17 protein-coding genes are annotated in these 13421 nt (G+C 65.0%); 10 read left to right on the top strand and 7 right to left on the bottom strand.

The window, feature by feature from the left end; translation table 11 throughout:
- Positions 1-73: 73 nt before the first annotated feature.
- The gene (gene dnaN / locus ACI6S0_RS21820; RefSeq protein WP_004209883.1) at positions 74-1186 is read right to left on the bottom strand and encodes a DNA polymerase III subunit beta; all 1113 of its coding nucleotides are present in this window, start codon (positions 1184-1186) and stop codon (positions 74-76) included.
- Between the two features lie 171 nt (positions 1187-1357).
- Here dnaN and ACI6S0_RS21815 point away from each other — a divergent pair, with 171 nt between their 5' ends.
- The 3 genes from ACI6S0_RS21815 to ACI6S0_RS21805 all read left to right on the top strand — a co-directional run bounded on the left by ACI6S0_RS21815 (position 1358) and on the right by ACI6S0_RS21805 (position 3674).
- The gene (locus ACI6S0_RS21815) at positions 1358-1861 is read left to right on the top strand and encodes a hypothetical protein (protein WP_434405984.1); all 504 of its coding nucleotides are present in this window, start codon (positions 1358-1360) and stop codon (positions 1859-1861) included.
- Between the two features lie 48 nt (positions 1862-1909).
- Positions 1910-3169, top strand: a complete 1260-nt coding sequence (rlmN, locus tag ACI6S0_RS21810) for a 23S rRNA (adenine(2503)-C(2))-methyltransferase RlmN (protein ID WP_004209881.1) — start codon at positions 1910-1912, stop codon at positions 3167-3169.
- An 82-nt stretch (positions 3170-3251) separates the two neighbouring features.
- Positions 3252-3674 carry a hypothetical protein gene (locus ACI6S0_RS21805; protein ID WP_434404318.1) on the top strand — a complete coding sequence of 141 codons (423 nt, stop codon included), beginning with the start codon at positions 3252-3254 and terminating at the stop codon, positions 3672-3674.
- 52 nt (positions 3675-3726) lie between these two features.
- On the opposite strand, the gene ACI6S0_RS21800 is transcribed toward ACI6S0_RS21805, so the two are convergent.
- Both ACI6S0_RS21800 and ACI6S0_RS21795 read right to left on the bottom strand, forming a co-directional pair.
- Positions 3727-4236, bottom strand: a complete 510-nt coding sequence (locus tag ACI6S0_RS21800) for an outer membrane protein (RefSeq protein ID WP_004209879.1) — start codon at positions 4234-4236, stop codon at positions 3727-3729.
- A gap of 326 nt (positions 4237-4562) precedes the next feature.
- A complete protein-coding gene (locus ACI6S0_RS21795) occupies positions 4563-5123 on the bottom strand; it encodes an outer membrane protein (RefSeq protein ID WP_434404317.1) in 561 nt (186 codons plus the stop codon).
- Between the two features lie 263 nt (positions 5124-5386).
- Between ACI6S0_RS21795 and ACI6S0_RS21790 the strand changes: the two genes are divergently transcribed.
- The 7 genes from ACI6S0_RS21790 (at position 5387) to ACI6S0_RS21760 (ending at position 10258) form a co-directional block, all read left to right on the top strand.
- Complete coding sequence (locus tag ACI6S0_RS21790; protein WP_434404316.1) at positions 5387-6103, top strand: cytochrome b/b6 domain-containing protein; 717 nt, start codon at positions 5387-5389, stop codon at positions 6101-6103.
- A complete protein-coding gene (locus ACI6S0_RS21785) occupies positions 6100-6846 on the top strand; it encodes a molybdopterin-binding protein (RefSeq protein WP_434404315.1) in 747 nt (248 codons plus the stop codon). The genes ACI6S0_RS21790 and ACI6S0_RS21785 overlap by 4 nt, the downstream gene beginning before the upstream one ends.
- A 32-nt stretch (positions 6847-6878) precedes the next feature.
- The gene (locus ACI6S0_RS21780; protein WP_004209872.1) at positions 6879-8120 is read left to right on the top strand and encodes an SAM-dependent methyltransferase; all 1242 of its coding nucleotides are present in this window, start codon (positions 6879-6881) and stop codon (positions 8118-8120) included.
- 163 nt (positions 8121-8283) lie between these two features.
- On the top strand, positions 8284-8592 hold the full coding sequence (locus ACI6S0_RS21775; protein ID WP_037507269.1) for a hypothetical protein: 309 nt from the start codon (positions 8284-8286) through the stop codon (positions 8590-8592).
- Between the two features lie 73 nt (positions 8593-8665).
- Complete coding sequence (locus tag ACI6S0_RS21770) at positions 8666-9088, top strand: DUF350 domain-containing protein (RefSeq protein ID WP_434404314.1); 423 nt, start codon at positions 8666-8668, stop codon at positions 9086-9088.
- Positions 9089-9092: 4 nt separating this feature from the next.
- Entirely contained in the window at positions 9093-9923 is an 831-nt protein-coding gene (locus tag ACI6S0_RS21765) for a S1 family peptidase (protein ID WP_278983513.1), read from the top strand.
- A gap of 56 nt (positions 9924-9979) precedes the next feature.
- On the top strand, positions 9980-10258 hold the full coding sequence (locus tag ACI6S0_RS21760) for a DUF3297 family protein (protein WP_004209867.1): 279 nt from the start codon (positions 9980-9982) through the stop codon (positions 10256-10258).
- A gap of 38 nt (positions 10259-10296) precedes the next feature.
- On the opposite strand, the gene ACI6S0_RS21755 is transcribed toward ACI6S0_RS21760, so the two are convergent.
- The 4 genes from ACI6S0_RS21755 to ACI6S0_RS21740 form a co-directional block, all read right to left on the bottom strand.
- On the bottom strand, positions 10297-11052 hold the full coding sequence (locus tag ACI6S0_RS21755) for a CHAP domain-containing protein (RefSeq protein WP_434404313.1): 756 nt from the start codon (positions 11050-11052) through the stop codon (positions 10297-10299).
- A gap of 80 nt (positions 11053-11132) precedes the next feature.
- On the bottom strand, positions 11133-11666 hold the full coding sequence (locus tag ACI6S0_RS21750) for a CHAP domain-containing protein (RefSeq protein WP_434404312.1): 534 nt from the start codon (positions 11664-11666) through the stop codon (positions 11133-11135).
- 107 nt (positions 11667-11773) lie between these two features.
- Positions 11774-12847: a DNA replication/repair protein RecF gene (gene recF, locus ACI6S0_RS21745; RefSeq protein WP_434404311.1), complete on the bottom strand. Its 1074-nt coding sequence runs from the start codon at positions 12845-12847 to the stop codon at positions 11774-11776.
- 40 nt (positions 12848-12887) lie between these two features.
- Positions 12888-13394: a hypothetical protein gene (locus ACI6S0_RS21740; RefSeq protein ID WP_434404310.1), complete on the bottom strand. Its 507-nt coding sequence runs from the start codon at positions 13392-13394 to the stop codon at positions 12888-12890.
- Positions 13395-13421 lie beyond the last annotated feature (27 nt).

The following is a 13421-nucleotide window of genomic DNA, read 5'->3' as shown; positions in this document are numbered from 1 at the left end:
CAAAGCTTGAGAAGCGATTACCCGCCGGGTCCGGGAGATTCCCTGATATTCAGCGATCTCCCGGCAAGACCGGTCAGACGCGCATCGGCATCAGCACATAGAGCGCCGGGCTGCGATCATTTTCGCGGATCAGCGTCGGTGCGGCCGCATCGGCCAGGTGCAGTTCGACGATGTCGGTGTCGATCTGGCCAAGGATGTCGAGCAGATAACGAGCGTTGAAGCCGATATCGAAGCCTTCGCCCTGGAACGCGCCGGGCACTTCTTCGGCCGCCGTGCCATTTTCCGGGCTGGTGACCGACAGGGTGATCTTGTCCTTGTCGAGGCTCATCTTGACCGCGCGGGTCTTTTCGGTGGCGATGGTCGCAACGCGGTCCACGCCTTCCTCGAAGCTGCGCGGGTCGATCTTGAGCAGCTTGTCGTTCGCGGTCGGAATGACGCGGCTATAATCGGGGAAGGTGCCGTCGATCAGCTTGCTGGTCAGGATCGCGCTGCCCAGCCCAAAGCGGATCTTGCTGGCCGACAGGCTGACCTGCACCGAACCCTCGACCTCGTCGAGCAGCTTGCGCAGTTCGGCGATGCACTTGCGGGGGATGATGATGCCCGGCATGCCGTCGGCGCCGTCGGGACGCGGCACGGTCACGCGGGCCAGACGATGACCGTCGGTCGCCGCCGCCTTCAGCACCGGCGAACCTTCGTCCGAGACGTGGAAATAGATGCCGTTCAGATAATAGCGCGTCTCTTCGGTCGAGATGGCGAAGCGCGTCTTGTCGATGATCTGCTTGAGCGTTTCGGCCGGCAGTTCGAAGCTGGTCGGCAAATCGCCCTCGGCAATCACCGGGAAGTCGTCGCGCGGCAGGGTCGACAGGTTGAAGCGGGCGCGGCCGGCCTGGATCAGCATCTTGCCGTCGGCCGCCTGCAGCGACACCTGGCTGCCTTCGGGCAGCTTGCGGGCGATGTCGAACAGCGTGTGCGCGGAAATGGTGGTGGCGCCGGCCTGTTCGACCTGGGCCGACACGCTTTCCACGACCTGCAGGTCGAGATCGGTCGCCATCAGCTTGATCGCGCCATCCGCCGATGCCTCGATCAGCACGTTGGACAGGATCGGAATCGTGTTGCGCCGCTCGACCACCGACTGGACGTGGCTGAGGCTCTTGAGGAGCGTTGCGCGTTCGATGGTGGCCTTCATGTCCCTGTTCTGTCCGTTCTTTTTGCGTCGATGGCGAGGATTCGGTCGAATCCCGGCGGCAATGATGGATGGTCCTTCATAACCGCTATGTCAGCGGCGGCAAGCACCTCGACGCGCTTTCGAAACGAAGCCGGGCTTGCAAATGACGATGGCTTGCGCTTTGCCCGGACCATGCGCCGCCTGCCCGCCCTGCTGATCCCGCTCGTCATCCTCGTCAGTCCGGCCATGGCGCGCGATTCGCTCGGCATTTTCGAAAGCTGGGGGGCGTTTCGCGATCCCGGCACCGGCCAGAACGGCCCGCGCTGCTACGCCATCGCCATGCCGGTGCCGCGCCGCGCGGGCGATGCGCCCAAGGGTTTTGCCGCCGTCGGCACCTGGCCGCGCCAGCATGTCCGCGGCCAGGTCCATTTCCGCCTCAGCCGCCCGCGCGCCGCCAATGCGCGGGTCTCGCTCAGCGTCGGCGACCGCCGTTTCGCACTGGTCGCCGGCCAGGCCGACGCCTGGGCCGCCAATCCGCAGGACGATGCCGCGATCATCGCCGCGATGCGCTCCGCCAGCAGCATGAGCGTGCAATCGACATCGGCCAAGGGCGGCGCCTTTGCCGACAGCTATGCGCTGCGCGGCGCGGCCACAGCGATCGACGCAGCTGCGCTGGGGTGCGCCCGTTTACGCTGATTGCAACGCCACTTTAAAAATCCGGCAAAATCGACTATGTGCGCGGCCATGCATTCCGCCGCCAATCCCATCATGCCGATTCCCGGCCTTATCGACCCTGTGCCCGTGCCCCGCGCGGTGACGCCCCGTGAGGACGGACGCGTTGACATGCTGGGCCTGACCCGCGCCCAGATGAAGGGCGTGCTGGAAGAAGCCGGACTCGACCAGAAGGCCGCCAAGCTGCGGTCCAAGCAGCTGTTTCATTGGCTCTATCATCGCGGCGAGACCGATTTCGAGAAGATGACCGACCTGGCCAAGCCGATGCGGCTGTGGATGGCGGAACGCTTCATCGTCGGCCGGCCGCAGGTGGTGGAGGCGCAGGTGTCGAACGACGGCACCCGCAAATGGCTGCTCCGTTCGGACGATGGCCAGGATTATGAGATGGTCTTCATCCCCGATGCGGATCGCGGCACCTTGTGCGTGTCGAGCCAGGTCGGCTGCACGCTCAATTGCAGCTTCTGCCACACCGGCACGATGCGACTGGTGCGCAACCTGACGCCGGGCGAGATTGTCGGCCAGGTCATGCTGGCACGCGATGCGCTGGGCGAATGGCCCAAGGGCAGCATGGCCAGCGCCAATGACGACGAGACGGACGAGGATTCGCAATATACGGCGGACGGCCGCATGCTCACCAACATCGTGATGATGGGCATGGGCGAGCCGCTCTATAATTTCGATCATGTCCGCGACGCGCTCAAGCTGGTGATGGACGGCGATGGCCTGGCCCTGTCGAAGCGGCGCATCACCCTGTCGACCAGCGGCGTCGTGCCGATGATGGCGCGCGCGGCCGAGGAAATCGGCGTGAACCTGGCGGTCTCGCTCCATGCCGTGACCAAGGAAGTGCGCGACGAGCTGGTGCCGCTCAACCGCAAATATGGCATCGAGGAATTGCTCCAGGCCTGTGCCGATTATCCCAAGGCGAACAATGCCCGGCGCATCACGTTCGAATATGTGATGATCAAGGACAAGAATGACAGCGATGCCGACGCGCATGAGCTGGTCCGCCTGATCCGCAAGTACAAGCTGCCGGCCAAGGTCAACCTGATCCCGTTCAACCCCTGGCCGGGCACCGACTATGAATGTTCGAGCCCCGAAAGGATCCGCGCGTTCAGCACGATCGTGTTCGAGGGCGGCATTTCCGCACCGGTGCGCACGCCGCGCGGCCGCGACATCATGGCCGCCTGTGGCCAGCTCAAGTCGGCGAGCGAGAAGAAGAGCAAGGCGGAACTCAAGCGCCTGGCCGAAGAGAAGCAAGCCGCACTCGGATAATCCGGGGACGACTGGCTGCGCCCAGACGCGCGACGACAAGCCCCGCCCATACCGGCGGGGCTTTTCTTTTGGGGGAATAAGGATGACCGATGACGAGATCGAAGCGCTGGGCACCGGCTTTTGCGCCTGCACCTTGCCCAAGGCGCGCTGGACCCATGGCGCCCATTTCGCGACCGCGCTGTGGCTGATCCTGCGCCGGCCCGATGTTGACGCCGAAATTGACATGCCCGGCATGATCCGCCGCTACAATGAAAGCGTCGGCGGGGTGAACAGCGACACGAGCGGCTATCATGAGACCATCACCCAGGCCTCGCTGCACATGGCCCGGCAGTTGCTGGCCGGCCTGCCCGCCGATGTGACGCCGGCCGCAGCCTATGCGGCGCTGATGGCGTCGCCGCTGGGCGACAAGGACTGGCCCTTCACCTACTGGACGCGCGAGACGCTGATGAGCCCGGCCGCGCGCCGGGCCTGGGTCGCGCCCGATCGGGCGCCGCTGCCGGCATAAAAAAAGGGCGGCCCGAACGGACCGCCCTTCCCCATATTCCGATCGAGAGGGATCAGAAACGGAAGCCGATGCCGACGACGCCAGCGTCACGGCCACCGAAATTATCTTCATACTCGGTGCGCTGATATTCGGCCGAGATGTAGGTGTTCGGGGTCACCGAATATTCCAGGCCACCGCCGTAACGCACGCCTTCCAGCGAGGTGTGGGCGCCAGCGGCTTCGATGCGGCTCGAAGCGTAGCCGACCTTGCCGAACGCCAGGATCTGCGGGGTCACGACATAGCCGAGACGGACCGAAGCGGCGAGGTCGCGGCTGGCGTCGAAGCCCTGGCCGTCGACGGTCGAGTCACCGAACGACACTTCCGGACCGAAGGTCACGCGGTTGGCAACGGCGAGGTCGTAGCCGGCGGTCACGCCGTAGCTGAAACCGTCTTCGCCCTGCGCCTTGTCAAAGCCCATGGTGACGCCAGCGCGCGGACCGGTGAACGGCGCAGCATCCTGAGCGAAAGCGGGGGCCGAAACAGCGGCAGCAGCAGCAATCGCTGCGAAAATCACAGTCTTCATAAAGTCCTCGATATTTATTATGACGCTACGACTTAATTGTTCATCTAGCGTTCAGGTTTGATGCTAGGAAAATATGAAATAGAGTCACACTTCCTCCTGCTTATTCTTCTCCGACACTTCGGATAGGAACTGCCCCCTCTGCATCATGAGAGCGCAGTGGCCATCTAGGATCGCCAAACTCACTTGCAAAGGGGCAAGGCCTTTATTTCAATCAATTTCAGGGCTTGTGTTGCAAAAGTGTGACAACGCGACTGCAGCACGACCGGCCGCAAAAAGGGGACGGCCCGACAGCCGCCCCCTTCGCGAAAGCCCCGGTTTCCGGGCGATCAGAAGCGCAGGCCGATGCCCGTCACCAACTGATGGCGCGACACGCCTGCCTCATAATCGGAATAGCGATATTCCCCCTTGAGGAAGAGCTTTTCGGCGATCCGATATTCCAGACCCGCGCCCAGCCGCAGCCCGTCGCCATTGTCGCCGCCGCGGATCAGGCCGCCTTCGCCGTCACTGGCTTCATATTCCATCCGGGCATTGCTGTAGCCCGCCTTCACATAGGCGAGCGCCTTGCTGCCAAGCGGCACGCCGATCCGCCCGCCGACATAAAGATCGCGGTCGGTCTCGCTCTTGCCGCCGGCGACATGCAGGCGAGTGGTGGAATCGGAAATCTCGCCCTCGATGCCCAGGATCAGGCCGCCCAGGGCAAAGTCATAACCGGCATTGAGGCCATAGAGCAGGCCGTCGGCCGATTTGACGCCCTTGGCATCGACCACATCATAACCGGTGATGATTTCGGCATGGGCACCCGTGAAAGGGGCATAATCCTGCGCCAAGGCAGGCGCCGAAACAAAACATAGAACAGCCGAAGCGATGAAAAACGTGATACTCTTCATATTACCCATCCAATATCTGCGTCGAAGCGCCGAAAATCGTGACAGGCGACCTTGTTTATACTCCCATTTCGTGGAGGAATTTTATCAATTCAAATTTCTGTACGAAAATTCTTTGAAGTCGACTTCATCAGTCCCTTGCAAGGCCAGCCGTTGATCGCAATCGCACGGCGCACACCATGGCCATTCGACCAACGACGGGCCTGGACATGCGAACGACCGCGATGCGGCTGGATATTTCGACGAAAGACAATAGGGTCATGCCCATGGAGCCGCCTTACGCCGCAGGGGACATGGTCCGCCGCCACCGCCTGACCACCCGGCTGTGGCACTGGCTGAATGCGCTGCTGCTCTATATCCTCTTCACCTCCGGCCTTGGCATCTTCAACGCCCATCCCCGCCTTTATTGGGGGCAATATGGCGCCAATTTCGATCATGCCTGGCTGGAGCTGGACCGGTTCCCCGGCTGGATCACCCTGCCCGCCCTCTATAATCTGGCGCTGTCGCGCCACTGGCACCTGACCGCCGCGCCGATCTTCGCCTTCGCGCTGCTCTTCTACATGCTCTGGAGCCTGGCAGGCGGCCATATCGCCCGCGACCTGGCCTTTCGCCGGGGCGAGCTGGCGCCGCGCCATGTCTGGCAAGACATTTGTGACCATGCCCGGCTGCACTTCCCCACCGGCGCCGCGGCGCTGCGCTACAATGTGCTGCAGAAGGCGAGCTATATCGCCGTCATCTTCATCGCCCTGCCGCTGCTGATCCTGACCGGCCTTACCATGTCGCCCGGCATGAACGCCGCCTGGCCCTGGCTGGTCGACCTGTTCGGCGGGCGCCAGTCGGCCCGGTCGATCCATTTCCTGACCGCCTTCGCGCTGGTCGCCTTCTTCCTGGTCCATATGCTGATGGTGCTGCTGGCCGGCCCGGTGAACGAGATAGGATCGATGATCACCGGCCGCTATCGCCTCCCTGAGGACCGGCCATGATCCTGACCCGCCGCACCCTGCTGCTGGGCGCAACCGCGACGCTGGCGGGATGCGACCGGATCGCGCGCCAGCCGCTGGCCCGCGACATCCTCTTTTCCGCCGACAATTTTCATCAATGGGCGCAGCGCACAATCATGGCGCGCGACGCACTGGCGCAGGAATTCCGGCCCGATCAGATTTCGCCCTTCTTCCGCGCGAACGGCACCGCCAACCCCAACACCCCGGCCTACAAGGCGCTGTGGCGCAGCGGCTTTGCCGACTGGCGGCTGCGCATCGACGGACTGGTCGCCCGGCCCCTGTCGCTTTCGCTGTCGCAATTGCACGCCCTGCCCCATCGCGAGCAAATCACCCGCCATGACTGTGTCGAGGGGTGGAGCGCGATCGGCAAATGGCGCGGCGTGCCGTTGAAGCTGCTGCTCGACGGCGCGGGGCTGCGCGATCGCGCCCGCTATATCGTCTTCCACTGCGCCGACGACATGGGCGGCGGCACCGCTTATTATGAGAGCATCGACCTGATCGATGCCTTCCATCCCCAGACCATCCTGGCCTTCGCGCTCAACGACCGGCCGCTGAGCGTCGCCAATGGCGCGCCGCTGCGGCTGCGGGTGGAGCGGCAACTGGGCTATAAACAGGCCAAATATCTGATGCGGATCGAGGCGGTCGAGAGCCTATTGTCCATCGGTCGGGGCAAGGGCGGTTTTTGGGAAGACCGCGCCAATTATGATTGGTATGCAGGTATTTGACGGCCGCGTAACGAGAAGGACCAGCCTGCTCCATGAAGATTTTCGACCGCGTTCTGAGACGTCTTGTCACCAAGGGTCAGTTGACCGTTTTCTATGCCGATGGCCGTAGCGTTACCGTCGGTTCGCCCGATCCCGACCTGCCCCCTCTGGCGCTGCGCTTCCTCGACAAGCGCGTGCCCCTCGACATCGTCAAGGATCCGCGCCTGGGCATGGCCGAGGCCTATATCGATGGCCGGGTGGCGATCGAGGGCGGCGGCATCATGGAATTCGTGTCCATGATCCGCCAGAACAACGCCTGGGAAAATGGCAAGTCGATCGACGCCAAGGGACCGGTGCAGCGCGCGCTGAAGACGGTCCGCCGCAAGCTGTGGAAGGCCAATCACCGCAGCCGCTCCAAGGCCAACGTCGCCCATCATTACGACCTGTCGGGCGCGCTCTACGCCCTCTTCCTCGACCGTGACCGCCAATATAGCTGCGCCTATTTCCCCGATGCGGAGAATGAGGCGGGGATCAGCCTGGAACAGGCGCAGGAAGACAAGAAGGCGCATATCGCCGCCAAGCTCTACCTGAAGCCGGGCATGAAGGTGCTGGACATCGGCTGCGGCTGGGGCGGCATGGCGCTGTACCTGCATAAGCATTTCGGTGTCGACGTCACCGGCATCACCCTGTCGGAAGAGCAGTTGAAGGTCGCGCGCCAGCGGGCGATCGACGCGGGCGTGGCCGACCATGTCCGGTTCGAGCTGATCGACTATCGCGACATTGAAGGGCCGTTCGACCGGATCGTGTCGGTCGGCATGTTCGAACATGTCGGCACCGCCGACTATCGCGTCTTCTACAACAAGTGCCGCGACCTGCTGACGCCGGACGGCGTGATGCTGATCCACACCATCGGCCGGGTTGATGGCCCCGGCATCACCGACACCTTCACCACCAAATATATCTTCCCCGGCGGCTATATCCCCGCTTTGTCGGAAATGGTGGCGGGCAGCGAAGGCACGCGGCTGATGATCACCGATGTGGAGGTGCTGCGCATCCATTATGGCCTGACCATCCGCGACTGGTACAAGCGGACCATGGCGCACAAGGCGGATATCGTCGCCCTCTATGACGAGCGTTTCTTCCGCCTGTGGACCTTCTATCTGGCGGGCGCGGCGACCGTGTTCGAACATGGATCGATGGTCAATTTCCAGGTCCAATATGTGCGCGATCGCCGCGCCTTGCCGATCACTCGCGACTATATGATCGAGGCAGAGACGGCGCTGCGCGGACGCTGAAACACCGCCGCGCACCGATGATGCGAGGCAGAATTGCGACCGTCCGGGCGGGCTGAACAAAGCCTGTCAGCCCCGTTCCCGGACGGTTCAGTGACCGGCCCCCATTCTCCTCCCCACGTCCCCGCGCTGCCCCGGCAGCCGGGCCGGACAGAGGAGAAGCAAGATGAAATTCCTGTGGAAAAGCGCCGCGATGCTGGGCCTGGCCATGGCCGGCATCGCCGCCACCAGCGCGCCTGCCCAGGCGCAGCATTATCGCAGCGACGGCTGGCGCGGCGATCGCGACGGCCGCTGGGATGGCCGGCGCCATTGGGACAATCGCCGCTGGGACGACCGCCGTCGCTGGCGCGGCGACCGGCGCTATTATGATGGACGACGCGGCTATCATCGCTCCGCCTATCGCCAGCGCTGCTGGGACGAATGGCGCTATAATTCCTATCGCGACCGCCGGGTCCGGGTGCGTGTCTGCCGCTGATCCCGCCTGACCAAATCCATATCGCGGCCCGCCCCGATTGAACCCGAGGGCGGGTTGCGGCATTTCTGTGCCCATGAGCGATCCTACACCCGTCATCCAGAGCCTGTTGTCGGGCCTGCCGATCCTGCTTCTCCACCTCGCCTGCGCCACCCTGGTCTGGGCGGTCGCCATGGCGGTCTATATGTGGATAACCCCGCACGACGAGTTCAAGCTGATCCGCGCCGGCAACGAGGCGGCTGCCATTTCGCTCGGCGGCGCCTCCGTCGGCCTCGCCGTGCCGCTGGCCTTCTGCCTCGCCGGATCGGTCAATGTCTGGGACGTCATTATCTGGGGCAGCGTCACATTGGTGCTGCAACTCATCGCCTTTCGCCTGGTCGACCTGTTGCTGGGATCGCTGTCGGGCCGGATCGAGGCGAATGAGCGTTCCGCCGCGATCTTCCTGGCGATGATGAAGGCCGCGGTCGCCTGCCTGACGGCTGCGGCCGTGGCGGGCTGACGCGATGGGGCGTGGGGGCTGTGGCTGCCTGCCCTGGCTGCTGGGCCTGATCCTGCTGCTCGCCTGGCTGGGCGAGATGCAGGCACCGTCCTTGCAGGTCGAACAATATGATCCCCGCTCGCCCCGCCGCCCGCTGCCGCGCGGGGGCGAGGAACAATATATTATCGAGGATCGGCCCGGCGGCCCGGCCGACGCCATGGGCACGGCCTTTGCCGTCGATCGCAGCGGCGTGTGGATGACCGCCGAACATGTCACCCATGGCTGTTCGCGCGTCGGGCTGGAACAGCGCGGCCGCGCGCTGGAAGTGCCACGCGTCATCGAAAGCCGGGAATCGGATGCCGCGATCATCCCGCGCGGTCCCCGCAGCCCCGCCGCCCTGCCGCTGCGCAGCGGCGCGCCCTCGCCCGGCTCCACCGGCTATCATATGGGCTTTCCCGCCGGCGAACCGACATTGGTCCTGTCCGAACTGATCGGCCGGGCCGAAGCGCGGCGCGGCAGCAGCGGCATCGACCAGCCGGTGCTGGTCTGGGCCGAGCGTGGCCGCCTGCCCGAGGGCGACGGCACCCTGTCGGGGATCAGCGGCGGCCCGGTCTTCTCCACCGATGGCCGGGTGGTCGGCATCAACAGCGCATCGACCGACCGGCGCGGCCGCATCCTGACCGTCGCGCCCGACGCGATGATGCGCCTGACCGCCGCCAGCCGCGCCGTTGGCGACCAACCGGTCGCCTATCCCTTTGCCGGCCTTACCGACGCGCAGGAACGTTTCGCCAACTGGCTGGACGAAGGCGTCATCCGCCGCATCTTCTGCGATGTCGATGACGGGCGCGGCGGTTGACGCCTGCGGGCAGGAAAGAGTAGGCGCTGCGCAGCATTTTCAGGGAAATTGAGATCATGAGCGACACGCCCCCCGACCATCTGTCCACCAACCCGCGCAGCCCCCATTTCGACATGGAGGTGCTGCAGCGCGGCATCGGCATCCGTTTCAAGGGCCGCGAGCGCAAGGATGTGGAAGAATATTCGATTTCCGAAGGCTGGATTCGCGTCGCCGCCGGCAAGACCCGCGACCGTCACGGCAACCCGCTGACCATCAAGCTGTCGGGTGAAGTCGAGGCCTGGTTCGAAAATCCGGCCGAAGGCGCCGAGGGCGACAAGGCCGCCGACGCCGAATAAGCAGATAAGGCCGGTCCCCGCTCGATCGCGGGGGCCGGTCAGTTCATCAGGGATTCGCGCTTCACGTCGGCGATGACGTCGCCCAGCGAGCGATCCGACGGGCTGTTGTCCGCATATTCGATGATGAACGGGTCCGCCTCGATACGGGGCGCCGCCTTGCGCCGGAGCGCAGCAGGCTTGGGCGAAACCGCCGCCACCATCGCATGCGTCTGGACCGACGCCATCCGTGTCGCCGCCCTGGGCAGCGGCGCAACCTCCACACCGTCCTCACCATCGCCTGTGTCGGCCGCGGCGCTGGCATAGCGAAGACTGCTGCCCAGCGCCGGATCGGGGGTGAAGGGATGCAGTTTCGCCTTGGCCGGATAGATGAAGCCGAAGGTCGGGTTGATGCGGGCGCCCATCTGCCCGGTCGGGCTGTGCCAGACGCGCACTTGGCTCCAGTCGCCCGCGTCCGACACGTCGATCGCCAGCACATCCTCCTCGATCGCGCCGGGCGACGACCAGTTGGCGTGGCGGATCAGCACGCGGCGACCATCCAATATCCGGCTGACCACGGCGACATGGCCGAGCGTCATCGGCCCGACGGGCCGGAAGGCGAGCACCGCCCCCTTTTTGGGGATGCTGCCGCGCTTGTAATGATCCTGTGCCTGGTCCCACCAGGTCAGCGCATCACCATAGATTTCCACGCCCGACACGATGCGCGCATAAGGAACGCACTGCAGCGCCGTGGCGCCCAGCACGGGCGCCGCCGTCAGGCCGGACAGCAAAGCCATCCAGCGGACATATCGAAACATTTAATGCGACCTCTAAGCGTCGAGTATCGCCCCACCGCGATCGACCCTAGAGCCCCATCCGTAAGGATTGGGTTAACGGCTCAGAAAGCACCCTTGGCGCTGTCGCTGCCGGCGGTGGCGCGATCGGCCAGGGCGATCTGGACCGGCTGATCGATTTCCGGCTTGTCGGCATAGATGAAGCCGTTGGTCGGGTTCGAACGCAGGCCAACGTCGCCGATCGGGCCATACCATACGCGCACGTCGGTCCAGTCATTGTTGGGCGACACGTCGATAGCGCGGACATTGCGCTCGACACCGCCACGATAGGACCAGTTGGCGTGGGTCAGCAGCACTTCGCGATCATTGACGATCTTGCTGACCATGGCGACATGGCCGACCGGCATGGCGCGGCTGGACGCGAAGGACAGGACGGCGCCGACGCGGGGCTCATGGCCACGGTCATAGCGACCGGCGGCCTGGTTCCACCAGGTGTTGGCATTGCCGAAAATCTCGATGCCAGAAACTTCGCGGGCGAAGGGGGCGCATTGCAGGACACCGGCGGTGGCGGGAACGGCAGAGAAGGCACCGAGCGCAAGCATGACGGCTGCGAACAGCGCGCGAAAACCACCGATCATTCCTTGCGACCCCCGACTTGTAGGTAGGTATAATCCCCGATGACCTCCTTAGGGCAGACGCCGTTCGTCTTGAAAACCGCCGAGCGATGAGTCGTTGCTGCGATGCGTCATGCTGCGGAACGAAAAACATGCCCGGCCGTTACATGGAGCCGGGTTGCGCCGTTCAACTCGTTGAAAAGACTATCTTCCGTGCCGGTCATCCAGACCTGGCCGCCGGTTTCACGCAATCGGTCGAACAGCGCAGCTCGTCGCGACGGGTCGAGATGCGCCGCCACTTCGTCGAGCAGAAGCACCGGCGGCTGGCCGCGATCGGCCGACACCAGAGCCGCATGGGCCAGCAGGATCGAAAGCAGCAGCGCCTTCTGCTCGCCGGTCGAACAGAGCGCCGCCGCCTGATTCTTGGCGATGTGGATGACATCCAGATCATGACGATGCGGCCCCGACAGGGTGCGGCCGGCCGCGGCATCGCGTCGCCGCTCGCGGGCAAGCCGCTGGCCGAACGGTTCGTCGCTGGCACCATCCTCCCGCGCGATTCGGATGAGGGGCCGGGCGAAGGGCTCGTCGGGCTGATCGACCAATTGCCGGTTGAGGCGCGCGACCAGATCGGCGCGGGCAGCGGCGAGCGCCGTGCCATGCTCGTCCATCTGCGCCTCCAGCGCGCCGATCCATGCCGGGTCCGCCCGGCGCAGATCGGTCAGCAGCCGGTTGCGCGCGCGCATCGCCGCTTCATAGCGGGCGCTGTGCGCGGCATGGCCGGGATGGAGCGCCAGGGTGAGGCGATCGAGGAAGCGGCGGCGACCGCCAGGACTGTCGAGGAACAGCCGGTCCATCGCCGGCGTCAACCAGACGATCGAGAGATGATCGGCCAGCGCATTGGCGGACGAGGCGACCCCGCCGATCCGCACCTGCCGCCGGTCGGGCGCATCCGCACTGGCGCCGGTGCCGAGCACCACGCCATCCACCTCCGCCGCGATGCCGAAGCTGCCGCCGCCATCCTGCCGCGCCATCGCCCGCAGCGCCGCGCCGCGCAGCCCCCGGCCGGGCGCCAGCATCGATACCGCTTCCAATATGTTGGTCTTGCCCGCGCCATTGTCGCCGGTCAGCAGGACGAACGGCTGGTCGGGCACGATCAGCGCGTCCGCATGGTTGCGGAAATCACTCAGGGTGAGGCGGCCGATCATCGCGCCGCTGTAGCGAGGACTGCGCGCCGGGGGAAGCGGTTCAGGCGGCCGGGGTGCAGCGCTTGCGCACGATCGCCGTGCCGTCATTGGTGATGGTAAGCTGCTGCCCATCGGTCGAGGGACGCAGCATCAATGTCCGGGTCCAGCTTTCGCCCTCACCCGTAAAATTGGCGACGACCGCCAGCCGCCCCTCCGCCTCGCGCGTGACGCGCTGCACCGTGCCAACGCTCTCGTGGAAAATCAGGCTGGCCGCCGTCAGTTCCAGCGCCTGGGCCGCCGCCCGGTCGCCGCAGCGCTCGTTGGTGCCGGTCCAGCGCCCCTGCAGCGCGATCGGGATCGCATTGGCGTGGAGCGCCTCCCCCTTGGCCACCGGCAGGTCGGGCGCAGGCTCTACCGGGGTGATGGCATTGGCGCCGGGCGGGACATCGCGCGTGCTGGGCAAGGCCTGGTCCAGGATGTTGGTGACCATGCCGGACTGATTCTGTTCCTTGCTGCCGCAACCGGCGAGCAGCAGCAGCGGAAGGGCGAGGAGGAAATGGTTACGCATGCGATGCCAACCCGGCAGGGCGGCATC

It is taken from the genome of Sphingobium sp. DN12 (assembly GCF_051058005.1).
Classification (GTDB): domain Bacteria; phylum Pseudomonadota; class Alphaproteobacteria; order Sphingomonadales; family Sphingomonadaceae; genus Sphingobium; species Sphingobium yanoikuyae.
This window is presented reverse-complemented; position numbering and strand designations above follow the sequence as displayed.